The following is a 23,505-nucleotide window of genomic DNA, read 5'->3' as shown; positions in this document are numbered from 1 at the left end:
TAAAGTGTTACAACGTCAAACGGTTAGTCTTTGTAGTTGCGCTGTGCGGGGTGTACGAACTCGAAGTTCAGCGGTTCTTTCGTCAGCTCGGGGGCTGCGTCCTCGCCCTTGTACTCCCATACGGCGGCATATACGAAGTGCTCGTCGTCGCGCTTGGCCTCGCCTTCCTCGGTCTGGTGCTCCGTGCGGAAGTGACCGCCGCACGACTCCTCGCGGTTGAGTGCGTCGCGGGCCATCAGCTCGCCCAGTTCCAGGAAATCGGCCAGGCGGAGCGCCTTTTCCAACTCGACGTTGAAGTCGTTTTCCTTGCCTACGACCTTCACGTCCTTCCAGAACTCCTTGCGCAGTGCCTGGATCTCGGTGATCGCCTTTTCGAGCGACTCCTTGGTGCGGGCCATGCCGACGTTCTCCCACATGATGTGGCCGAGTTTCTTGTGAATATCGTCCACCGATTGCTTGCCGCCTATCGAGAGCAGTTTGGCGATCTTCTCCTTGACTTCCTTCTCAGCCTGGTCGAAGGCCTTGGTGTCGGTCTTCACCTTCGGAGCCTGGATCTTGTGCGAGAGGTAGTCGCCGATGGTGTAGGGCAGTACGAAATAACCGTCGGCCAGACCCTGCATCAGCGCCGAGGCGCCGAGGCGGTTGGCACCGTGGTCGGAGAAGTTGGCCTCGCCGATGGCATACAGGCCGGGGATGGTGGTCATCAGGTTGTAGTCGACCCAGATGCCGCCCATGGTATAGTGCACGGCCGGGAAGATCTGCATCGGCTGCTCGTAGGGGCTCACGTCGGTGATCTCCTCGTACATGTCGAACAGGTTGCCGTAGCGTTGCTTGATGATGTCCTTGCCCAGACGCTCGATGGCGGTCTTGAAGTCGAGGAATACGGCCAGCCCCGTTTCGTTCACGCCGAAGCCTGCGTCGCAGCGCTCCTTGGCGGCACGCGAAGCCACGTCGCGCGGCACGAGGTTACCGAAGGCCGGGTAACGGCGCTCCAGGTAGTAGTCGCGGTCTTCTTCGGCGATGTCCGACGGTTTCTTGGCACCCGAGCGGATGGCCTTCACGTCTTCGAGTTTCTTGGGAACCCAGATACGGCCGTCGTTACGCAGCGACTCCGACATGAGCGTCAGCTTCGACTGCTGGTCGCCGTGTACGGGGATGCAGGTCGGGTGGATTTGCGTGAAGCAGGGGTTGGCGAAGCCGGCGCCCTTGCGGTAGCACTGGAATGCGGCCGAACCGTTCGATGCCATGGCGTTGGTCGAAAGGAAGAATACGTTGCCGTATCCGCCCGTGGCGATCACCACGGCGTGTGCACCGTGGCGCTCGATCTCACCGGTGACGAGGTTGCGGGCGATGATACCCTTTGCCTCGCCGTCCTCGATGACGATGTCGAGCATTTCATGGCGCGGATAGCTTTTCACCGTGCCGGCTGCGATCTCCTTGTTGAGTACCGAATAAGCGCCCAGCAGGAGCTGCTGGCCCGTCTGGCCGCGGGCATAGAACGTACGCGATACCTGTGCGCCGCCGAACGAGCGGTTGGCCAGCAGGCCGCCGTATTCGCGTGCGAAAGGTACGCCCTGGGCCACGCACTGGTCGATGATGAGGTTGGAAACCTCCGCCAGGCGGTATACGTTGGCTTCGCGTGCACGGTAGTCGCCGCCCTTGATCGTATCGTAGAACAGGCGGTATACCGAGTCGTTGTCGTTCTGGTAGTTCTTCGCAGCGTTGATACCGCCCTGTGCGGCGATCGAGTGCGCGCGGCGGGGCGAATCCTGGATGCAGAATACCTTTACGTTATATCCGAGTTCACCGAGCGAAGCGGCGGCGGAAGCACCGCCCAGACCGGTTCCGACGATGATGATGTCGAGCTTGCGCTTGTTTGCGGGGCTTACGACCTTGATAGCTGCCTTGTGGTTGCTCCATTTTTCTTCGAGGGCGCCGGCAGGGATTTTAGCATCTAATTTTAAAGCCATATCTGTTGTGTGTTTATTGTTCTGGATAATCGGTTAGCAGGCGCCTGCGCAGCAGGGGCAGATGCTCTTGATGAAGTAAACCACCACGACGGCGGCAAAGCCGAGGAAGATGATCGTCGCTACGATATTGGCGATGCATTTCAGGCGGGGATACCACGTGTCGTTGGCCCAGCCCACGGTCTGGAACATCGACCATACGCCGTGCGTGAGGTGGAACCAGAGGGCGAAGAACCACACGAGGTAGATCACCACGTAATACCACTGCGAGAAGGTGTAGGCGATCAGCGAAGCGCCGTCGGCAGCGCCGAAGCCCAGCGAGTTCTCGTGGCCGCCCATGATTTCGACGAGCTGCATTTTAGCCCAGAAGTTGAACAGGTGGAGGGCCAGGCCGCCCAGGATGATGAAGCCCAGCACGAGCATGTTTTTCGAAGCCCATTTCACACCCGGCTCCACGACCGTTACGGCGTAACGCTGCGAGCCGCGGGCCTTGCGGTTTTCGAGCGTCAGGATGACGGCGTAGATGAAGTGGATGACCACGCCTGCCGCCAGTACGAGGGTGCCTGCCAATGCATACCAGTTGGCACCCAGCAGCGCGCAGATCATGTTGTAAGCCTCGGGCGAGATGATCGCCACGATGTTCATGGACATGTGGAAGAGGAGAAAGAGCACGAGGAAGCACCCCGTCACGCTCATCACCAACTTCTTGCCGAGCGAGGAATTAGATAAAAAACAGCTCATAATGATTTAAATTTGTTTATATTTGTTAAGAATTTGTGTTCCGGACGCAAAGATAGCTATTGTTTGCGGAATAACAATGCAAACGGGCGGGAATTTTATGCCGAAAAGGAGGGTTTTATGACTAAAAAAGAGCTGCGTGCAGCGATGAAAAAACAGAACCTGTCCCTCTCCCCCGAAGAACGTGCGGCGGCTTCCGGGCGGATCTTCCGCCGGGTGGCGGAATCGGGGCCTTTCGGGACGGCGCGGTGCGTGGCGTTTTTCTGCGCCCTGCCCGACGAACCCGCGACGGAGGAGGCGCTCGTCCGGTGGGGTTCGGCCAAGCGGATCGTCGTCCCCCGGGTCGGGGGCGACGCGATGCGGTTCTTCGATTACGCACCCGGGGCACTCCGTGCGGGGGCATTCGGGATCGCCGAACCGGACGTGGACGCTGAGCCGTGCGAACCGTCCGAAATAGATTTGATCGTCGTCCCGGGGACGGCCTTTACGCAAGCCGGCGCCCGCATGGGCCGCGGCCGCGGGTATTACGACAAATACCTCTCGCAGCCCGGGTTCCGGGGCGTGAAAGTCGGGGTTTGCTATGCCCACCAGCTGGTCGGGGAACTGCCCGTCGAGCCGCACGACGTATTTATGGATTATGTAATTACAGACGGATGAATGCCATGCAGACAGGAGAATTTATCGCCGCTTTCCGCGAGGCTTTCGGCCCGGTGCCGGAGCTGCCCTTGCTGTTCCGCTATACGGACGAACCGCTGCGCCCCGTCGAAAAGGTCGGCGGGTGTTTTTTCAAGGTGTTGGCCCAGGCGCGGGGCGGGCAGCCCGTGGGGCTCAACGCCTCGAATATCGGTTGCGGAGGCGGCAAGTTCTATACGGGTTTCAGCCCCATGCCGGAATTCGTCCCGCAGTTCGTCTCGCTCAGGGAGCGCTATAAGCAGACGCCCGAGATGGTGCTGGAATTCATCGCTGCACTCGATCTGCGGCCGGCGCCGAAGGCGTGGATCGAGTTCGTACGTGTGGATGCGGCGGGGACGTTCGAAGGGGCGGAAGGCGTGCTATTCTTCGCTACGCCCGACGTGTTGGCGGGGCTCGTGACATGGGCCGGGTTCGACAACGACGCCCCGGATGCCGTTGCGGCGCCGTTCGGCTCGGGATGCAGTACCGTGGTGTCGCAGGCCGTGCGGGAAAACCGCAACGGCGGCCACAGATGTTTCCTGGGGCTGTTCGACCCTTCGGTGCGCCCATGGGTCGGTGCGGACGAATTGTGTTTCGTCATCCCGATGTCGCGTTTTGCCGGGATGTGCGGCACGATGCGTGCAAGCTGCCTGTTCGGAACCCATGCGTGGGATAAAGTCCGCGAGCGGATTAACAACGTGAATTTATGAAAAAAAGAAGGGCTGCGCTGGTGCTTGCGGGCGGCGGCGCGCGTGGGGTTGCCCATATCGGGGCGATCGAGGAGTTGGAGAGTCAGGGATTCGAGGTGCATGCCGTGGCCGGCACTTCGATGGGGGCGTTGGTCGGGGGCATGTATGCTTCCGGGCATCTCGAAGCGTTCAAGGAGTGGATGTATACGCTCGACAAGTATAAGGTTTTCGGGCTGGTCGATTTTGCGCTGAGCACCGAGGGGCTCGTCAAGGGCGACCGCGTGATGCGGGCCATGAAGGAGCTGGTGCCCGACGTGAAGATCGAGAAGATGCCGCTGCCGTTCGCCGCGGTTGCCGCCGACCTGCTGACGGGGCGCGAAGTCGTGCTCGACAGGGGAGGCTTGTACGATGCCATCCGGGCATCTATTTCCATCCCGTCGGTGTTCCGTCCCGTACGCCGGGGAAACCAGGTGCTGGTCGACGGCGGTACGGTCAATCCGCTGCCGCTGAACCGGGTGCGCCGTGAACCGGGCGACGTCCTGGTCGCCGTGGATGTGAGCGCGCCGTTCTCGGAGGAGATGGCCGTCCGCAGCAAGGCTTCGCTGAATTATTATAAGGTGATTACCGCCTCGTCGGAGATCATGCAGCAGCATATCGCGCGCCTGATGTGTAAGATTTACAAGCCTGACCTGCTGATAGAAATGCCTGCCGACCGTTTCGGGATTTTTGAATTCTACCGTGCCCGGGAAATTGTCGAGGCCGGGCGTTTGGCGACGCGTGCCGCACTGGAGCAAAGTCTCGTCGAAGCGGGATAGACCTTATCCGGCGAAAATCGGATGGGTTGTGGTATGGTTTTTGTCTGGTGATAAGATAAAAAGATTGCGACGGCCCGTGATTTTTGAAGAATTCAAAAGTAGTGACGCAACTTCACACAGATTTGAGGGGCCGTCGCAATATTTAAACGCAAAAACATCCGGGGCGGGAAATGATTTCGTCCCCTGTGAATGTTTTTTATTCTCTACATTGCAAAGATAAATAAAGTTTCCGATAAACCAACGCTGTTGCCCGATTATGGTATGGGTGCGCCCAAAATATAGAAAGGGCGGATGCGTTTGTAGTCGAGGGCTGTCTTTTTTGCGTACTGCAAGTGTCTTTATGCCCGGTTCGGCAGAATTTTCGGGCATCCTGACAAGAAAAACCCGGCCTGAAAAGGCCGGGTTTTTCCGTTCGTTCGTTTACCGCCGATCCTTGTCGTACACATAGGCCGCGATACGGTGGCTGCGCCTGCCGATCGGTACGCCGATGCCCAGTGTGACGTTCATGATGCTCTGCTTGATGGGGATGAACTGGGGCGTATGCTTGGCCGTGACGATGTCCGTGGCAAGGTAGAAATTGATCCAGCTGGGGTTCAGGTTCAGCGCCAGCCCCACGGCGCCGCCGCGGTTGTCGATCACCGAATAGCTGCCCGTGACGGTGAACCAGCGGATCGGGTGGAAATTGACCGACCCGGTGATGTTGTGCAGGGTCTTGTACTCCCACACGCGGGCCGTATACAACAGGCCGATGCCGATCTTATGGCGCCATACTTCGTATTCGAGGCCTGCGTTGATCGAGGCGCGCAGCATACGCGATACGCTCTTGGCCGTGCCCTTGTGGAACTCCAGTACGTCGATGTCGAAGTCGGGCGACTCGGTGCCGTCCTCGGTGACCGTCACGCCCGTGAAGGAGAGCTCCTTCGCCGAATAACCCGTTACGTTCTTGTTCTTGCTCCAGCTGATGAAGCCCAGGTCGTTCACCGCCAGCGATGCCTGCAGGTTGGGCAGGATGTCGTACGTAGCCCCGAGGTCGACCGCGAAGCCGTAACCGGCGGGCGAGGTGGGCTTGAGGTTGATGTCGTCCATCTTGTAGACCTCTTCGCCGTGCTCGTTGAGTTCGGTCGTCACGTCGAGTCCTGCGGCCGTGATGTCCAGCCCGCCGGCTGCGTTGATCAGCCAGCGTTCTTCGTTGTGCGACACGTTGAATTGCGAGAAGTACATCCGTGCACGTGCCACGCCCATCAGGAATTTTGCCCGCACACCGATGTATAATTTGTCGTCGAGCAGCGGGAAAGAGTAGTTGAACCCTGCTTCGAGATAGCTGTCGGCCGTGATGCCGATGTCGCTGATGTCACCGCTGTTGCCGCGCTTCAGGAAGTCGAAGAGCGAGTAGGGCAGGGTGGCGTCGGTCGTGACGCGGGCGTTGAGGTCGAACGACCAGAAATTTTTGTGGTTGCGGGTGAAGGCGCCGAACCCGATGAGGTTCACGCGCGTGTCGAAACCCAGGAGGTTGTCGGCTTTGAGTCCCGAAAGGGCGTCGGCCGTCGATACGGAGCTGTCGAGCAGCGTGACGAGTTTTCCGTTGCGCGGATAGAGTATTTTGTCGATCGAGAGGTTGCCGCTCACGTTGATGTCCAGTCCGCCCAGCCCGGGGATGTTGACATAGCCGCGTAAGGGGGCGAAGGCCGGGTTGAGCTGGCTGCGGAGGGTCGACCCCTCCATGAAATATGCCGTCGGGTTCTGTGCCGCGGCGCCTGATGCCAGCAGCAGCGTGAAGAGGAATGCGTATATTTTTTTCATGTTCTGTGCCGGATTAGAGGTTGAGCTTCAGGCCGCCGCGCTTGATCAGGCGCAGGGTGATGACGATTTGCTGGCCGGACGAGAAATCATAGCCCGGATAGTATTTCTCCAGCGAGACGGGGAGGATGATCTCGGCACCCTCGATGATCTGCCGCAGGTCGCTTTCGAAAAGTTGCGTCTCCCTGATCTCGTTCGTCCTGCCGGGTTCGACCGTTACGTCGAACCGGACGTTCGTAGGCGAGAAATAGGGCACTATCCGCAGGCTCACGGGCAGGGCGCTCGTGATGCTGCCGTAGAGGTGCAGCGTGTTCCTGGGGTTGGGGGTGCCTTCGCTGTCGAGGTTCTCGCAAAGCATGTCCACCACGTCGCTGCCGATGTCGATCTTACCGATGTCGTAGGTTACATCCTGGACTTTGAGGTCTGTCAGGTAGTTGCCGGCCAGGGATTTGACTTCGTTCGAAAGCCGGTCGTGCAGCATCGGCATATTGCGGAACGCCTCGATGAAGACCGGTTTGAAATTTGCCGGATCCGTGTCCGGGGGGAGCAGGGGCAGGAAGGTCGAGAGGTATTTTTCCGCCAGCAGGTCGGCGACGGCGGCGATCTTGGCATCGTCGTCCATCATCTGGTCGATCAGTGCTTGGAGCAGCGGTGTGATTGTGTTCGGGTTGTTTTGGAGTTCCCGGAGGTCGACGTATGCGGCGTTTCCGGGCAGGGGCGAGGGAAGCCAGATGTCCGCTTCGTCGAAGAGCGTTTTGATGTCCGCGCCTCCTTCCTTCAGTTCACTCATGCTTACGTATACCGTGGCCAGCGGCAACCGGTATTCCGAGTCCTCGTCGCCGATGGTGACATCGTCCGTGTTCACGTTCGACAGGTCGTAAGCGTTGTCGATACAGGACGATGCGAGTGCTGCGGCGAAGAGAAAAGGTAAAAATTTTCTCATAGGGTTTGGGTTTGTTTTCAATGCGTCGCAAATATATGCCGTTCCGACGAATAAAACAAAAAATCGGACGTTTTAGTTTATGCGTATGTCAAATGCGGCCATCCCTGCGTGCGCCGGAGGCATGCCGCAGGGGATGGCGCGTTTTGTGAAATAATTGCTACATTTGCATTGCGATTAACGCTATGGTGGGAACCGAAAAAAACAACCTCAGGGAGCAGGTGGCGATGCTGCCGCTGTCACCGGGCGTCTACCAGTTCGTAGACCGCTCGGGGACGATCATCTACGTAGGTAAGGCCAAGAGCCTGCGCAAGCGGGTTTCGTCCTATTTCGTGCAGAGCAAGGAGCACAGCCCTAAGGTGCGCGTGCTGGTGAAGCAGATCGCCGAGATCCGCCATATCGTCGTGGACAGCGAAACCGACGCCCTGTTGCTGGAAAACTCGCTCATCAAGACCCTCCAGCCGCGGTACAATATCCTGCTCAAAGACGATAAGACCTATCCGTGGATCGTGGTGCGCCGCGAGCATTTTCCGCGCGTGCAGTCGACGCGGCAACTGAACCGCGACGGGTCGCAGTACTTCGGCCCCTACGGATCGGTGATGATGCAGCACAGCGTGCTGGATTTCATCCGCGAGGTGGTTCCCTTGCGTACCTGCAAACTCAATCTCGCTCCCGAGCAGATCGCCAAGGGAAAATATACGGTCTGCCTGCAATACCACCTGGGCAACTGCAAAGGCCCCTGCATCGGGGCGCAGGGCGAAGAGGAATACGGCCGGCTCGTCGACATGGTCGTCGCGGTGCTCAAGGGCGACCTGCGCCCCGTGCGTAACTACCTCGAACAGGAGATGCAACGTGCTGCCGGGGGATTGAAATTCGAATTGGCGCAACGCTACAAGCAGCGCCTCGATGCGCTGGACAACTATGCGGGCAAGTCGGTGATCGTCAGTGCGAAGATCGTCGACGTGGATGTTTTTTCGCTGCTTCCGGACGACGATGTGGCCTATTGCAATTTCGTGCGTATCCGCCACGGGTCGGTCGTGGGTGTTTATACCGTGAAGCTCAAGACGGGTGTCGGGGGCGACGAACGCGACATGCTGACGCTGGCTATCCAGCATGTCGTCGAGCATATTGCCGGGACGCTGGCCCGGGAGGTCGTCGTGCCGTTCCTGCCCTCGACGACGCTGCTGTTCGACGGTGTGACCTTCACGGTGCCCAAGCGCGGCGAAAAACTCGAACTGCTCGAATTCTCGCAGAAGAGCGCCCGTATCTACCGCGCCGAGCAGCTCAAGAACTTGGAAATCAAGAATCCCGAACGATATACCGAGCGGTTGATGAATGCCCTGCAGAAGGAACTGCGCCTCGACCGCCAGCCGCGGCACATCGAATGCTTCGACAACTCCAATCTGCAGGGGGCCCATCCGGTAGCCTCGTGCGTGGTGTTCCGCGACGGAAAACCCGCACGCAAGGAGTATCGTCATTTCAACATCAAGACCGTGGAGGGCCCCGACGATTACGCTTCGATGCGCGAGGTCGTCTTCCGGCGTTACAGCCGCCTGCAGGAGGAGGGGGCCGAGCTGCCCGATCTCATCATTGCCGACGGCGGAAAGGGGCAGATGGGTGTCATTCACGAGGTGCTGGAGTATCTCGGGCTGGACATACCTGTCGCCGGGCTGGCCAAGAACGACCGCCATCGCACCTCCGAGTTGCTCTGCGGATTCCCGCCTGTCCTGGTCGGCATCCGTCCCACTTCGCCCCTTTTCCACTTTCTGGCGCACATCCAGGAAGAGGTGCACCGTTTCGCCGTCTCATTCCACCGCCAGAAACGCAGCAAGGCCTTTATCCATAGCGAACTGGAACGGATCGAAGGCGTCGGGGACAAGACCGTCCGTACGCTGCTGCAACATTTCCGCACCGTGGCCAAGGTCAAGGCGGCACCGTTCGAGGAATTGACGGCGCTGGTCGGCCCCGCCAAGGCGAAAAAAATCAAGGCTTTCTTTGAAAAATAACCGGATTTTTTGAAAATTGCGAAGAATCGACTATCTTTGCCCTCCCGATTCTACGGAAGAGGCTTGCCCGGATGGCGGAATCGGTAGACGCGTTGGTCTCAAACACCAATGACAGCAATGTCGTGCCGGTTCGACCCCGGCTCCGGGTACGCTTATAAAGCCCCGCTGGTTTGATTGTCAAGCCAGTGGGGTTTTTGTTTCTTCTGGGGTGGCAGATACGGGGCACTTTCTGTCATGCCTTAAAATATATGCACCGATTTTTTTTGCGCCAGAAAATACCATATTGAATTTTATTTGTATATTTGCCGTCGCATAGGTTTCCAAATCACACCCGCCGGGCCGTGATGCGGAATGAAAAGGGAATGCAGTGAAAATCTGCGACAATACCCGTTGCTGTGAGTTCCTGCCCCGACGAGGGGCGCAAGACGTTTCACAATCTTTGCCACTGGCCGTAAGGCTGGGAAGGCGTGAAACCGGAACAAGTCAGAAGACCTGCCGATGCTTTTATTGGATTTGCTGCCTGCGGGATTACGGGTGAAAATCAAAACTGCGATTTCCCTGTTGCCGGCATTCCGGTACGAAAAAAGGCATTGGATGTTTTCGAAGGTGTAAATCCGTTTTGAATTTCTGTTGCGCCGTATCCCGAAAGGATACGGTTGATTTTTTATTGTCCAATCAAAATAAAGCAGAATGAAGAAACTATTTACCCTTTTGACAGTAATGCTGCTCGGCGTTTCGACGTGGAGCTGCTCGTATGACGACGATGACTTGTGGAATGAGATCGGGAATATCAAAACCGAACTGGCCCGGATCAACAAAGAGGTCGGAACGTTACAAACCCTTGTCGATGCGCTGAATCAGCAAAAAACGATCACCTCTGTCGAAGAAACGGCGACGGGGTACACGATTACCTTCAACGATGGCAAAACCGTCGAAATTAAAAACGGCACGAATGCACCGGAGGTCGGTATCGACCTGTTCGAAGGCGTTTACTACTGGACGATCGGCGGCAAAGGCAACTGGCTGACCGATGCGGACGGGAACAAAATCCCTGTCGCCGGCAAGGACGGCTCGAAACCCCAAATGGCCGTCGATGCCGACGGCTACTGGACTGTGGACGGGGTGCGTATTAAAGATGCCGCAGGCAACGATGTAAAAGCTGCGGGGAGCAACGGAAAAGACGGGGACTCGTTCTTCGAATCGGTGACGGACGGCGACGATGAGGTGACCTTCACGCTGACCGACGGCACGACGATCATCATTCCCAAAGCCTCGGCTGCCGGCTTCGCATTCGTATTTCCCGCGCAGCTCCCTAAGGGTGGAACCGACGTGGACAACTACTACCTGTTTGCTTTCGGCGAAGAAAAGATACTCGCGTATACCGGAGATATAACGGCCGCCGACTTGATGAGCATCCCGCAGGGATGGGCGGCACGGATCGACCCGGACAAGAAGACCGTCACCGTGACGGCCCCGGCGTTCGCGGGTTCATACTATACGGAGGGTATCCTTTCGCTCGTCGGCATCGACGGCAAAGGGAAAACCCAACTTGCATCCGCACGCATCTGCGCTGTGGATTATTCCGATCCCGAAGGCACGTTCGTACTCAACGAGGGCAACATGTCGTCGGATAACGGGTCGGTCATCTATATCACAGCCAACGGCCGTTTAATCAACTATGCCTACTGGCGGATGAACGGTTCCGAGTTGGGCAATGTGGGGCAGGATATGTTCATTGCCGACGGTAAGGCTTACATCATCAGCCAGAACGGCGGAAACGACGGCATCCTCGTCGAGGCCGATGCCAGGACACTCAAGCGCACTGGCAAGTTCGGCAAAAGCGACCTGCCCGGACTTTCCATGCCGTCGCATGTGGCCGTAATAGGCCGGACGGCTTATATCCGCGACAATGCAGGCGTATACAAACTCGATCTCGATACGAAAGCGCTCAGCTTCATCGAAGGTTCGAAAGGTGCATTGAAAAACCGCATGGCGGTCGTCGGCAACAAAGTGTTTGTTCCTGCGGGCAAATCTATCCTGGTCTTGGAAAACGGGGCCGTGGCCGAAACGATCGCGATGGATGGCACGGTGACCGGTGTCGTCAAATCCGATGAAGCCGGTTACCTGTGGATATCCTGTTCCGCCAGCCCCGCCCAAATCATCAAGTTGGCTGCCGGCGATTATACGCAGGAAAAACATACGCTGACCGCCGGCGGTGTCGCCTCCGGCTGGGGTGCGACGCCGGGTATCACGGCCAAGGGCGATGAAATTTATTTCTGCAACAATTCCTCCACGATTTACCGCCATACTTTCTCCTCGAATACGACGGAAACGCTGGGCGATGTAAAGTCGAATATCGCCAATTGGGGAATGATCTACAACATGCCGGCCGTTCATCCTGTAACCGGCGAATACTACTACAATACGATTCTGGGATACGGATGGAGTTTCCTCACCAACGATATTTCGGTTTATGACCTGGGTTCGGGTACCCCCAAGATGGTTGCCGACTACCGGAATTATACGCATTTCCCGGCCGGGATATTCTTCACTGCCGGATTCTGAGGACACAGGAAGGGGATCGGGATTCCCGGTCTTCTTCCTGATCTTTAGTTGAATACCATAAAAACAAATACTTATGAAAAAGCTGTTTACCCTTTTGGCGATTGCGCTGCTCGGCGTTTCGGCGTGGAGTTGTTCGTATGACGACGATGATTTGTGGAAGGCGGTCGATGACCTCGATTCGCGCATGGAAGCCATGGAGCAGGCCATGAAGAGTGCCAACACCGATATCGACGCACTCCGGAAACTGGTCGATGCATTACAAAAGAATGTAACCGTGACCTCCGTCGTCAAAAATAATGACGGATATACGATTACATTCTCCAATGGTGAAACCGCCACGATCACCGACGGAAAAAACGGAATCGACGCTCCCGCTGTCTCGGTGAAAAAAGATGACGACGGACTTTATTACTGGACGCTCGGCGGCGAATTCATACTGGTCGACGGCGAAAAGATCAAGGCGCAGGGTGAGGACGGCGCTCCGGGGGCGAGTGCCGTGGCTCCGAAGCTGCGCATCGATACCCAAACCAAGGAGTGGGAAATGTCGGTCGACGGCGGTAAAACGTGGACTAAGATGGGGGTCAAGGCTGAAGGCAAGGATGGCGATTCGATGTTCGAGTCGGTGGATACGGCCTCGAACCCCGGTTTTGCGGTCTTTACGCTTGCCGACGGAGGCAAAATCGAAATTCCCATGCAGAGTGCGTTGAGCATCGCGATTTCCGCAAAGAACGGCATATTCGTCTACGATGAGACGCAGACCTTTACGATCGAGAGCAAGGGTGTCGAACGGATGACCTGGACTAAACCCGACGGATGGAAAGTTTCGGTCGAAGGCAATGCACTGACGGTCGTGGCACCTGCCAAAGCGAACAGCTATGCAGAAACGGAGGGTGTGATCGCCCTGATCGGAATGGCCGGAAATTTCTCGTGCATGGCGGAACTCCAAGTAAGTGCGGCGGATACGCATAGCTATACGGTTACCTTCGAGGGTAGCGACTGGGCCAAATGGGTCGCCTGCAACTATGACCCCGAAAAATATTCGACGACCCAATTGGGGAGTCCCGACGATTATGTCTGGGTCGATGAAACCACGCAGCTCACTACCGGCCGTCCTACGGGCTTCATCAACGGATGGGGATACCCTTGGTTCGTATGTTCCTATAATTCCAATTCGCTGGATCAGGGTAAATACGGCGGATATTTATACGATTTGTATGTGTATAATCCCGATGGAACGGAGGACAGCATGACGGGCGGAGGCTGCAATGGCTCGGATAATTTCCTGACGACGTTCGGCTATCTGGATTTAGATTTTCCGTACGGTGACGGTCGCCCGATTCTCAAATTCGCCGATGGCAAGGCACGTACGGTCAAGAGCATCCATGTCAACTCGACCTGCTATTTTTACTCGGTCGCGATGTCCGGCAACGGCCTTTCGCCGGCATTGACCAAGGATGTAACCTACTACGCCACGGGTTACGATGCCGACGACAAAGAGATCAAGACTATTACGATGACCTTTGCTACTCCCGAAGCCGTCACCAAAGAGTGGACGAAGTGGGATCTTTCCGAACTCGGTGAGATCGTATCCCTGCGCCTGAATCAGGCTGGCGGCGCCGATAACGGTTACGGTTATTCGCTGCCTGCGTATTATGCGGTGGACGACATTACCGTCGAGTGGTAGCGCCGCTGCCGCAGTTATCCATTCGAAGCCTATCAGCATATTATCCTATTTTATATGAAACGACTTTATCAAATTGCAATAGCAGTCGCCTTCCTTTCGGCGGCGTGTTCGAAAGGGGAGAACCCCGATCCTCTTCCCGACCCGCCGGTCATCACGCTCGACAGCCCGACGGCCATCTATCCGGCCAAAGCCGGCCGCGAGATCGAAATCCGTCCGTCGTATGAACATGCCGAGGATGCGACGTTCGTTTGGACACTCGACGGCGAACGGATCGGCAGCGAACCCGCACTGCGGTTTTCGTCCGAGAAGCCCGGGCAGTATTTTATTACGCTGACCGTTACCAACAAAGGCGGTATGGATGAGGAGGAGTTGCGTGTCGATGTATTTGAGCTGACTCCGCCGACCATTTCGCTGCCGGGGGCGGACAAAGGCTTTACCCTGTTGTTGGGCTCGGAACTCGAACTGAAACCGGTCGTCGCTTCGTCGCTCGAAACCACTTACAGTTGGACGATCGACGGCAAAGAGGTGTCGAACGAACCTGCCTATACTTTCCGGGGCGATGCGCGCGGCGACTTCGCATTCGCCCTTACGACCCGTAACGAGGACGGTGAGGATGCCGTTTCGTTTATGGTCGGCGTCCGTTTGCCGGAGGAGGTGGATTTTTCATGGACGATCGAGCAGAGCACCTGCAATGTATCGCTGGGGCGCACGATCCTGCTGCGGGCCGTTGAGATTGAAAATGCGTTCGACGCCGTCTACACCTGGTCGGTCGACGGGCAGGAGGTGCAGCGGGGCGATAAGGCCGAATATGCGTTCACGGCATCGGAAGAGGGGGCGCACACCGTGAAACTCGAAATGCAGAACGAGTATATCCTGGTCTCCCACGACTTCACGGTAAACGTATGCCCGAAAGAGGGGACTTATTATCGGGCCAGGACGGCGGCGAGCAATGCGGCCTGCAATAAAGTTTACGAATTCCTGCCCGCGCCGGGACAGTTTGTCAACGAAAATTATACGGCCGTTACGATGGCCGAAGCGTGTGCTTATGCGGAAAACCGAATGGCGCAGACGGCCTATGTTTCGTTGGGCGGATTCGGGGGCTGCCTGGTCGTGGGGTTCGACCACAGCATCGACAACGACGGCGACTACAACATCGCCGTCACGGGCAATCCGTTCGACGGTTCGTCGGAACCGGGCATCGTCTGGGTGATGCAGGATGAGAATGGCGACGGGCTTCCCAACGACACGTGGTACGAACTCAAAGGATCGGAGTACGGCAAAGAGGAGACCATCCGGGATTACGCCGTGACTTATTACCGTCCTTCGGCACCGAAGATGAATGTCGCATGGACGGACAACCGTGGCGGCAGCGGCGTCATCGAATATCTCGAAGCATTCCATCAGCAGGACTATTACTATCCGGCGTGGGTCGAAGCGGACAGCTACACGCTACGGGGCCCCTGCCTCAAATCGCGCAGTTACGATGCTTCGGGCAACGGTACTTACTGGGTGAATCCTGCATTCGACTGGGGATATGCCGATAATTTCAGTCCGATAGACCGCCTGACGGACGACGACAACTACAATGCGGCACCGGCCGACAACCACTTCAAAATCTCGAATGCCGTGACCTTCGACGGCAAGGATGCGAATCTCAAGTATGTGGATTTCGTTAAAATACAGGTGGCGCTCAACACGCAGTGCGGCTGGATCGGCGAGGTTTCGACCGAAGTATTCGGCGTGAAGGATTTTAACATGACAAAATAGTACAGTGGATACGGGTAAAAAACGAATTCGGAGATTGGTATTTACCGTAGTGTTGTGTCCGGCCCTCTGCCTGGGGCCGGGCGCAACCGCTGTCTCTGCGCAAAAGGATTCCTCCCGGCTCTCCCAAATACAGCGGATTGATTCGGTGGTCGTCCTCGGCAGCCGCCGTCCCGAAAAAATCATCCCGGCGCAGGTGCTCGACGGCGCGGAGTTGCAACGGTTGAGCGTCCATTCCGTAGCCGATGCCATTCGTTATTTTTCCGGTGTGCAGATCAAGGATTACGGCGGTATCGGGGGACTGAAGACGATCAATGTGCGTAGTATGGGCACACAGCATGTAGGCGTGTTCTACGACGGGGTGCAGCTGGGCAATGCCCAGAACGGACAAGTCGATCTGGGTAAGTATTCGCTCGACAACATGGCTGCCGTGACGCTTTACAACGGGCAGAAGAGTTCCGGAGTGCAGTCGGCGAAAGACTACGCTTCGGCGAGCGCCGTCTACCTGCAAACCCGTACCCCGGAGTTCCGGGCGGGCAGGCGGCATAACCTCAAACTCACGCTCAAGGGCGGTTCGTTCGGCACCGTGAATCCGTCGGTTCTCTACGAACAGCGGCTCGGCGAACGGATATCCAACTCCCTGAACGCGGAATTCCTCTATACGACGGGCCGTTACAAGTTTTCTTACGTCAAGGCGGACGGTTATGATACCACTGCCGTGCGGCGTAACGGCGATGTGCGGGCCCTGCGTATCGAGAACGGACTTTTCGGCCGGATCAAGGATGGGAGCTGGCGGGCGAAAGTCTATTTCTACAACTCCGAACGGGGCTACCCGGGGGCTTTCGTGCGCGAGGAACCCGGTAAGTTCAAACACGAAGACCGCCAATGGGATACGAATTTTTTCCTGCAGGGCGCGTTCAGCAAGGCGTTCGCGCCGTGGTATCGCCTCTCGGTTCATGCAAAATACGCCTACGACTACCTGCATTACCTTTCCGATCCCCGTCTGGACGTGACCACGATGTATGTCGACAACCATTATTACCAGCAGGAGGCATATGTTTCGGCGGCACAGGAATTCACGCTGTTCAGTTGGTGGGATGTCAACCTGGCGGCCGATTTCCAGTATAACACGCTCGAAGCCGACCTGGTGAATTTCGTCTATCCGTCGCGGTTCACTTCGCTCACGGCATTGGCCACATCGTTGCGTTTCGGCAAGATCGACGTGCAGGGCAGCTTGCTCTACACGTTCGTCGATGATTTCGCACGGGAAGCGGGTGCGGCCGCCGAAAGCAAGCATGTCCTTACGCCGACCGTTGTGGCGCAGTACACCCCGTTCAACGACATCGACCTCTCGCTCCGGGCATTTTACAAGCGGGTTTTCCGCATGCCCACGCTCAATGACCTCTATTACACGTTTATCGGTAACAAATACCTCAAACCGGAATACACGACCCAGTACAACGTCGGCCTGGCTTACTCCAAGGAGTGGCCGTCGTCGCATTTCCGCCGTCTCGATGCGAGTGTGGACGCCTATTACAACCAGGTCGAAGACAAGATTATCGCCATGCCCACCTCCAATCAGTTCCAGTGGACGATGGTCAATCTGGGGTATGTCGAAATCCGCGGAGTGGATGCGACCGTGAGCGGCGCAATGCGTTTCGGAAAGTTCGGGGCCGATTGCCGCGTGACTTACACTTACCAGAAAGCCCAGGATTTTACCGATCCCGCGAGCAAGTATTACGGCGACCAGATACCTTATATTCCCTGGCACAGCGGCTCGGCGATCATCGGATTGAATTACGGGACTTGGAGCCTCAATTACAGCTTTATCTATACCGGCGAACGCTACGAAGCGGGGGCCAACATTGCTGAAAATTACGCGCTGTCGTGGTACACGAGCGATCTGTCGCTGTCCAAAATTTTCAATTTGAAGCGCTCGCAATTACGGGCGGCCGTGGAAGTGAACAACCTTTTGAATCAGCAGTACGAAGTGGTGCAGTGTTACCCGATGCCCGGGACAAATGTAAAAATAATTTTCAGTTGGACGCTATGATACGATTACCGAACATACGCTTATGCGCCGTCGTTATTACGATGGTGGTGCTGCTCTTCTCCTGCCGCAAGGAGGAACAGATCGTGCCGTCGACCTCGACGACCGTTACGGGAGGGGAAAGCGGTGAGATCTGCGGCTTTTTCCTGCTGAACGAAGGGAATATGGGCAGCAACAAGTCCACGCTCGACTATTTCGACTACCAAACGGGGATCTATACGAAAAATATCTATGCCGAACGTAATCCGGGCGTTGTGAAGGAGCTGGGCGATGTGGGAAACGACATACAGATTTACGGCAACAAGCTCTACGCAGTGGTCAACTGTTCGCATTTCGTCGAGGTGATGGATGTGCGGACGGCAAGGCATATCACCCAGATCTCGATTCCCAATTGCCGCTACATCGTTTTCAAGGGACGCTATGCATACGTCAGTTCCTATGCCGGGCCGGTTCAGATCGATCCCAACGCCCGGTTGGGCTATGTGGCCAAAGTCGATACGGTTACCATGTCGGTCGTCGGAACCTGTACGGTCGGCTACCAACCCGAAGAAATGGTTATCTCGGGCAACAAACTCTACGTCGCTAATTCGGGCGGCTACCGCGTGCCGAACTACGACCGTACGGTGTCGGTCATCGATCTGGATACGTTCCGTGAGGTTAAGAAGATCGACGTTGCGATCAACCTGCACCGGCTCGAACTGGACAAGTACGGCCAGATATGGGTCTCCTCGCGCGGCGACTACTACGATACGCCGTCCAAAACATTTGTGATCGACAGCAGGACGGACGAGGTAATCGACGAACTGAAATTGTTGCCCAACAGCGAAATGGCTGTTTGCGGAGATTCGCTCTATGTGTACAGTACCGAGTGGAGCTACCACACGCATCGCAATACGATCAGCTATGCGATCGTCAATGTCCGCACCAGGAAGGTCGTCACGCGAAATTTCATTACCGACGGAACGAACGAACAGATTGCCATACCCTATGGTATTGCGATAAACCCCAATACGCGCGAATTTTTCGTGACGGACGCCAAGGATTATGTGACCCCCGGTACGCTCTACTGTTTCAATCCCGACGGTACGAAAAAGTGGTCGGTCGAAACGGGTGACATTCCGGCGCATATCGTCTTTACGCGCCGGAGGCTGCAGCCGTTGGAATAACCTGCGGCGGCGGTGCTCTCAATCGCAGTGAACCATTGCAAACATTCCTGTAATCAGCGTTGCCGCCGCAATTTCGATGGCCGTCGGCGGGATCCGGAGCATTTAGAGATTAGTTTAGCGTTGTCTGCCATACAACGATTTACTCCGGTTCCTGCCAGACGGCCATTCTTTTTCCCTGCCGCCCCTTTAGCTGCCTGCATGTCGGGCGTAACGGGCAGAATCCTTTTCTTTGGTGCCGGATGCACCGGTATCCTCCGGTTACTCCTCGCGCCTGGGACTGCCGGGAATTGCCGGGGTGTTTCGCCGCGTGCCCGGGGTTTACAATGTCGCGAGCAGCCCGAGCAGCCGCTGCGCATGTTCCACGGACTTCGCTTTCTGCGCTTCGACTTGTTCTGGCGTCGTCCGCGCACCATAGCTCACCCCGCCGGTGAAGACATATCCGGCAAACTCCATCCCGCACAGTTTGCAGGTGGCCTTGTAGCAGGGCAGGAATTCGTCGATCGTGTAGCCCATCGGCCCTTCGTGGGAATACATCTCCGCCGGGGCGCCCGTCGTGAACGAGAGCACCAGTTTCTTGCCTTTCAGTTTGTCGCCCGTGCTTCCGTGCGAGAACCCGTGCCGGAAGGTCTCTTCCATCCAGCGCTCCAGCAGCGACGGGGCGCTGTACCAGAATACCGGAAACTGCAATACGATGACGTCGGCTTTCAGCAGCCGCTGCTGTTCGGCCTGTGCGTCGATTTTGAAATCCGGGTAGAGGCTGTCGAGCCGTACGATCTCCGCCTGGGGCAGTCGTTGCGCAATCGTTTCGAGGATCGTTTTGTTGGCCACCGATGCCGAAAGATCGGTATGGCCGGATATTACGAGTGTGTTTTTCATCTCCGTTTAGTTTTTAAGTGTTTTTTGTCATAAAGGCACCGGATTCCCCGCCGGGGTTGTGCCGAAGTTCGGGCCGCGCGGTGTTTTTTGTCTGTCCGGGCAATCGGACGCAATGAAATCGCGTCGCTGCATCGCAGGCAGCTTAATCCTCTATGCCGAGGATCTCCTTCATCTTCGGACGGAAGGCGTCGCCCCAGGTTTCGAGCTGCTTGATTACAGGGATCAGCGACCTGCCGGTGTCGGTGATGGAATATTCCGAATGGGGCGGAAGTTCCGCGTAGATCTTTTTCCGGATGGCCCCGTGTTTTTCGAGCTCTTTCAGTTGTTGGTCGATTACGCGCGCATTGGCATCCGCAAACAGCCTGTGTAACTCGCTGGGGCGTTTGGGCCCGTTGTCCAGTTCGAGGATGATGCAGCTTTTCCACTTGCCCCCGATGACCTCCATGGCGATCTTTATTCCGCAATCGATGTCGAAAGGTATTTTCTTTTCGTACATATGGATATCCGGTTTGTGCAAAAATAATCATTTTCCAAAGACTTTGCACCATATCCCTGTAATTTGTCTGTACCGATAAATTTATCGGTATATGAATAATTTGCGGGTACTTGCAATATCCGGGGCCACTCCGTATTTTTGCATATCCGACGAAAAAGGTGAATCCGGACATGAAAGGAATTTTATTGGCTGCCGTTTTGGCCGGCGGAATGATTTCTGCCGGTGCGCAGGAAAAACTATCGACAAACCGTAAAACTATGAAAACACACACATCTACGATCCGCCTGATCTACCCGCAATGGCAGGGCGGCAATGTCGCGGCGATGGTGCCCGAGGTAAAGGATCCCGACGATGCCGCACGGGGATATTACCTCGGGGCGCAGCTGCTCGACTTCCTGGCTCCCTGCGGCGGGCAGGAAACGCTCACCGTTCCCGTCTCCACCCAGATCGGGGAACGCAGGGTGACGGACGGTGTACTCGACCGCGACGTCATTCTCCGGCAGACGAAAGCCGCGCTGGAGATGCTGCGGGCGAGCGATCCCGGCAGGATCGTGACCCTGGGCGGGGATTGCTCCGTGAGCGTGGTGCCGTTCACCTACCTTGCCGCGAAATACGGCGGCGACGTGGCGATGGTATGGATCGACGCCCATCCCGACATCACGCTTCCGGGCGATCCCTATCCCGGCTACCATGCCATGGCCGTGACGGCCTGCATGGGGCACGGCGATGCGAAGATCGTGGCGGAACTGCCCGCCGCATTCGACCCGTCGAAGATCCTGTTCGTAGGGTTGCGCAACTGGGAGCGGGACGAGATTAAGGCCCGCCAGCATCAGTACGGGATAAAGCATCTCACCCCCGAAGAGGTGGCTGCGGACAGCGATGCGCTCCGGGCCTGGCTGAAATCGTGCGGGGCGTCGAAGGTGGTGGTTCATTTCGATATGGACGTGCTCGACCCGGCGGAGATCGTTGCGGCGGTCGGCACCGATCCCGACGGGATGAAAATAGAGGCGGTCGTCCGCGTGATAAACGATATTGCGGCTGAAAAGGAGCTGGTGGGCCTTACGGTCGCCGAGCCGATGCCCCGTACGGCGATCCGGCTCAGGGATATGCTGGGCAGGTTGCCGTTGCTGGAATAGCCGCCTTATGCGATACGCCGTCGAATCCCCGGGAGTTTCCTTCCCGGGGATTTTTCAAATCTTCGTCCTGCTGCACATCGCGCCTTTCCCCGGTTTACAGCCCCGTCCCGTTCGCAACGAGGATATAGGCGTTGAGGTAGGTGGCGAAGAGGAGCCAGCAGAGGTAAGGGACGAAGAGCCATGCGGCAGCGGCGCGTACGTTTGCACTGCGGACGAGATAGAGGATCACCAGGACGTCGAGCACCACGATGTCCGCCATGCCCAGCAGCGGGCTGCGGCAGACGAAGAAGAGGATGCTCCACAGGAAATTGCACCCTAACTGGAAAAACCACAGCCTCACCGCACTTTTACGGGCGGGGGCTTCGGAGGTCAGTACCAGCCCGCCCGAGATGCCCATGCAGAGGTAGATGATGCTCCATGCGATCGGGAAAACCGCATTGGGCGGTGTCAGCGCCGGTTTGTCGAGCAGCGGATACCATTCGTTGATCGCGTCGTGCTGCAACCATCCGGCAAGTCCCCCCAGAACGAAACACAGCACCGTCGGGAGGATATAGGCCCATATTTTTTTCATGACGATATTGTTTTATTCCGAATTTACAAAAAAAATGCCTGAGGCTCCGTTCCCCGGAAGAGGAAGTTGTCCGGTATCGGGTCTTTCGCTATACGATTCCGGATTCAGCAAGCCGGGGTGGCGACACCCAGCCATTTGCCCCGCAGCAGCCGGACGAGGAAAATCGCGCCGCGGAAACAGAGTTCGATGCACATGGCGATCCATACACCCTGCAATCCCATCGTCGGGGCGAGCAGCGCGGCCAGCGTGAGCCGTACGGCCCAGATGCTGAAGAAATTCATGCAGCTCGGGACTACGGTGTCCCCGGCACCGATGAAAGCCCCGTAGGCTACGATCGAAGCGGCGAACATCGGCTCGGCGAAAGCCTCGATGCGCAGTGCCATGATGCCGAGCTCCCGGATCTCCGGATCCGGAGTCATGATGCCCATCATCAGCGGGGCGGCGACGTACATCACCAAACCCATGAATGCCATGACGACCATGCCGAGCGACACGGTCATGCGGGCGAAACGCTGCGTGAGCATCCGCCGCCCGGCGCCCTTGCTCTGCCCGACCAATGTCGTGGCGGCGTCGGCGATTCCGTAGCCGGGCATGTAACAAAGGCTTTCGGCCGTGATGGCGAAGGCGTTGGCCGCGATGGCGGCGGTGCCGAGCGGTGCGACGATCACCGTAGTCAGGATTTGCGCCCCGCAGAGGATGACATGCTCACAACCGATCGGAAGGCCGATGCGGACGGCTTTGCGCAGGCATTCGGCCGTAGGCCGGAAACTTCCGCGTTCCTTTCCCAACGCCAGTTCCGGCGAGCGGAACCACAGGTAGCAGGTCATCAGCCCGGCCGTCGCTATGACTGCCAGCGCCGTTCCCAGCGCGGCTCCGGCCACGCCCATGCCCGCACCCGGGAACACCACTTCCGCGCCGCCCCAATACACCGTCCGCGTCGGGAAGATCAGCAGGGTGTTGAAGATCACGTCCAGCACACACATCAGGACGCTCAGCATACTTGGGACACGCATGTTGCCGCTGCACCGCAGCATGCTGCCCGACAGGTAGTTGACCTGCAGGAACGGGAGTGACAGCGCATAGATCAGGAAATAACGCGAAGCATCCGGGGCGATGGCGTCGTTCCCGCCGAGCCATCCGGGCAGCGACCCGCTGACGGCGCATCCGACGGCCGAGGCGAAAAGCCCGAAGAGCAGCGTCGCGGAGAATGCCTGCCGCAGGACGTTCCTCGCGCCCGTTGGGTCGTTGGCGCCGATCAGGTGGGCGACCTGTACCGAGAATCCCGTGGCCGCCGCCGTGCATACCCCGCTGAAGAGCCATGTGGTCGTCGACACCAGCCCGATGGATGCCGAAGCGTTTGCCCCGAGGCTTCCGACCATCGAGGCGTCGATGTAGAGCATCACGATGACGGACAGCTGTGCCAGAATGGAGGGAATGCTCAACCGGACGATCAGGTCGAGCCGCTCGCTCCAGGTCATCGGCTTGCCGGTGCGGATCAGCTCCAGCAATTCGTATTCTCGCTTTTTTCCTGCATCCATAGACGGTCGGCGGTGAAGACGGCTGCAAAAATAGT

The 23,505-nt window shown here is 57.3% G+C and carries 18 protein-coding genes, 1 tRNA gene and 1 riboswitch; of the genes, 11 read left to right on the top strand and 8 right to left on the bottom strand.

The window, feature by feature from the left end; all coding sequences use genetic code 11:
- Positions 1 to 23 precede the first annotated feature (23 nt).
- The gene (locus tag NQ559_RS02825) at positions 24 to 1,970 is read right to left on the bottom strand and encodes a fumarate reductase/succinate dehydrogenase flavoprotein subunit (protein ID WP_018696600.1); all 1,947 of its coding nucleotides are present in this window, start codon (positions 1,968 to 1,970) and stop codon (positions 24 to 26) included.
- Between the two features lie 33 nt (positions 1,971 to 2,003).
- Complete coding sequence (locus tag NQ559_RS02820; protein ID WP_018696599.1) at positions 2,004 to 2,708, bottom strand: succinate dehydrogenase/fumarate reductase cytochrome b subunit; 705 nt, start codon at positions 2,706 to 2,708, stop codon at positions 2,004 to 2,006.
- Positions 2,709 to 2,825: 117 nt separating this feature from the next.
- Between NQ559_RS02820 and NQ559_RS02815 the strand changes: the two genes are divergently transcribed.
- Genes NQ559_RS02815 through NQ559_RS02805 form a run of 3 tightly spaced genes read left to right on the top strand, consistent with a single transcriptional unit; the run spans position 2,826 to position 4,881 of the window.
- Positions 2,826 to 3,362 (top strand): 5-formyltetrahydrofolate cyclo-ligase, encoded by a 537-nt coding sequence (locus NQ559_RS02815; protein WP_026318509.1) that lies wholly within the window; start codon positions 2,826 to 2,828, stop codon positions 3,360 to 3,362.
- Between the two features lie 5 nt (positions 3,363 to 3,367).
- A complete protein-coding gene (locus tag NQ559_RS02810; protein WP_026318508.1) occupies positions 3,368 to 4,087 on the top strand; it encodes a DUF169 domain-containing protein in 720 nt (239 codons plus the stop codon).
- A complete protein-coding gene (locus tag NQ559_RS02805; protein WP_018696596.1) occupies positions 4,084 to 4,881 on the top strand; it encodes a patatin-like phospholipase family protein in 798 nt (265 codons plus the stop codon). The genes NQ559_RS02810 and NQ559_RS02805 overlap by 4 nt, the downstream gene beginning before the upstream one ends.
- Before the next feature lie 420 nt (positions 4,882 to 5,301).
- Here NQ559_RS02805 and NQ559_RS02800 read toward each other — a convergent pair whose 3' ends face one another.
- Complete coding sequence (locus tag NQ559_RS02800) at positions 5,302 to 6,681, bottom strand: DUF5723 family protein (protein WP_018696595.1); 1,380 nt, start codon at positions 6,679 to 6,681, stop codon at positions 5,302 to 5,304.
- A 13-nt stretch (positions 6,682 to 6,694) separates the two neighbouring features.
- Positions 6,695 to 7,621, bottom strand: coding sequence for a hypothetical protein (locus tag NQ559_RS02795; RefSeq protein WP_018696594.1), 927 nt, complete (start codon positions 7,619 to 7,621; stop codon positions 6,695 to 6,697).
- A 182-nt stretch (positions 7,622 to 7,803) separates the two neighbouring features.
- On the opposite strand from NQ559_RS02795, the gene uvrC reads away from it, so the two are divergent.
- The 7 genes from uvrC to NQ559_RS02760 all read left to right on the top strand — a co-directional run bounded on the left by uvrC (position 7,804) and on the right by NQ559_RS02760 (position 18,853).
- Positions 7,804 to 9,624, top strand: coding sequence for an excinuclease ABC subunit UvrC (gene uvrC / locus NQ559_RS02790; protein ID WP_018696593.1), 1,821 nt, complete (start codon positions 7,804 to 7,806; stop codon positions 9,622 to 9,624).
- A 65-nt stretch (positions 9,625 to 9,689) separates the two neighbouring features.
- Positions 9,690 to 9,773, top strand: a tRNA-Leu gene (locus NQ559_RS02785).
- A gap of 148 nt (positions 9,774 to 9,921) precedes the next feature.
- Positions 9,922 to 10,138, top strand: a riboswitch (cobalamin riboswitch).
- Positions 10,139 to 10,314: 176 nt separating this feature from the next.
- Entirely contained in the window at positions 10,315 to 12,189 is a 1,875-nt protein-coding gene (locus NQ559_RS02780; protein ID WP_083923873.1) for a DUF5074 domain-containing protein, read from the top strand.
- Positions 12,190 to 12,262: 73 nt separating this feature from the next.
- Positions 12,263 to 13,873 carry a PL29 family lyase N-terminal domain-containing protein gene (locus NQ559_RS02775; RefSeq protein ID WP_018696591.1) on the top strand — a complete coding sequence of 537 codons (1,611 nt, stop codon included), beginning with the start codon at positions 12,263 to 12,265 and terminating at the stop codon, positions 13,871 to 13,873.
- Between the two features lie 54 nt (positions 13,874 to 13,927).
- Complete coding sequence (locus NQ559_RS02770; protein WP_018696590.1) at positions 13,928 to 15,640, top strand: PKD-like domain-containing protein; 1,713 nt, start codon at positions 13,928 to 13,930, stop codon at positions 15,638 to 15,640.
- Between the two features lie 34 nt (positions 15,641 to 15,674).
- A complete protein-coding gene (locus NQ559_RS02765; protein ID WP_262894089.1) occupies positions 15,675 to 17,690 on the top strand; it encodes a TonB-dependent receptor in 2,016 nt (671 codons plus the stop codon).
- Positions 17,687 to 18,853 carry a DUF5074 domain-containing protein gene (locus NQ559_RS02760; protein WP_033395269.1) on the top strand — a complete coding sequence of 389 codons (1,167 nt, stop codon included), beginning with the start codon at positions 17,687 to 17,689 and terminating at the stop codon, positions 18,851 to 18,853. Before NQ559_RS02765 ends, NQ559_RS02760 begins: the two co-directional genes overlap by 4 nt.
- A 318-nt stretch (positions 18,854 to 19,171) precedes the next feature.
- Here NQ559_RS02760 and NQ559_RS02755 read toward each other — a convergent pair whose 3' ends face one another.
- The gene (locus NQ559_RS02755; protein WP_018696587.1) at positions 19,172 to 19,729 is read right to left on the bottom strand and encodes an NAD(P)H-dependent oxidoreductase; all 558 of its coding nucleotides are present in this window, start codon (positions 19,727 to 19,729) and stop codon (positions 19,172 to 19,174) included.
- 142 nt (positions 19,730 to 19,871) lie between these two features.
- Positions 19,872 to 20,225, bottom strand: a complete 354-nt coding sequence (locus NQ559_RS02750; RefSeq protein WP_018696586.1) for a winged helix-turn-helix transcriptional regulator — start codon at positions 20,223 to 20,225, stop codon at positions 19,872 to 19,874.
- A 257-nt stretch (positions 20,226 to 20,482) separates the two neighbouring features.
- On the opposite strand from NQ559_RS02750, the gene NQ559_RS02745 reads away from it, so the two are divergent.
- Positions 20,483 to 21,361: an arginase family protein gene (locus NQ559_RS02745; protein ID WP_018696585.1), complete on the top strand. Its 879-nt coding sequence runs from the start codon at positions 20,483 to 20,485 to the stop codon at positions 21,359 to 21,361.
- A gap of 94 nt (positions 21,362 to 21,455) precedes the next feature.
- On the opposite strand, the gene NQ559_RS02740 is transcribed toward NQ559_RS02745, so the two are convergent.
- On the bottom strand, positions 21,456 to 21,932 hold the full coding sequence (locus NQ559_RS02740) for a TspO/MBR family protein (protein ID WP_018696584.1): 477 nt from the start codon (positions 21,930 to 21,932) through the stop codon (positions 21,456 to 21,458).
- A gap of 104 nt (positions 21,933 to 22,036) precedes the next feature.
- Positions 22,037 to 23,470, bottom strand: a complete 1,434-nt coding sequence (locus NQ559_RS02735) for an MATE family efflux transporter (protein ID WP_026318505.1) — start codon at positions 23,468 to 23,470, stop codon at positions 22,037 to 22,039.
- Between the last annotated feature and the right edge of the window lie 35 nt (positions 23,471 to 23,505).

This window comes from Alistipes onderdonkii (genome assembly GCF_025145285.1).
In the GTDB taxonomy this organism is placed as follows: domain Bacteria; phylum Bacteroidota; class Bacteroidia; order Bacteroidales; family Rikenellaceae; genus Alistipes; species Alistipes onderdonkii.
Note: the sequence above shows the minus strand (reverse complement) of the source record. Positions and strands in the feature narration are given on the sequence as shown.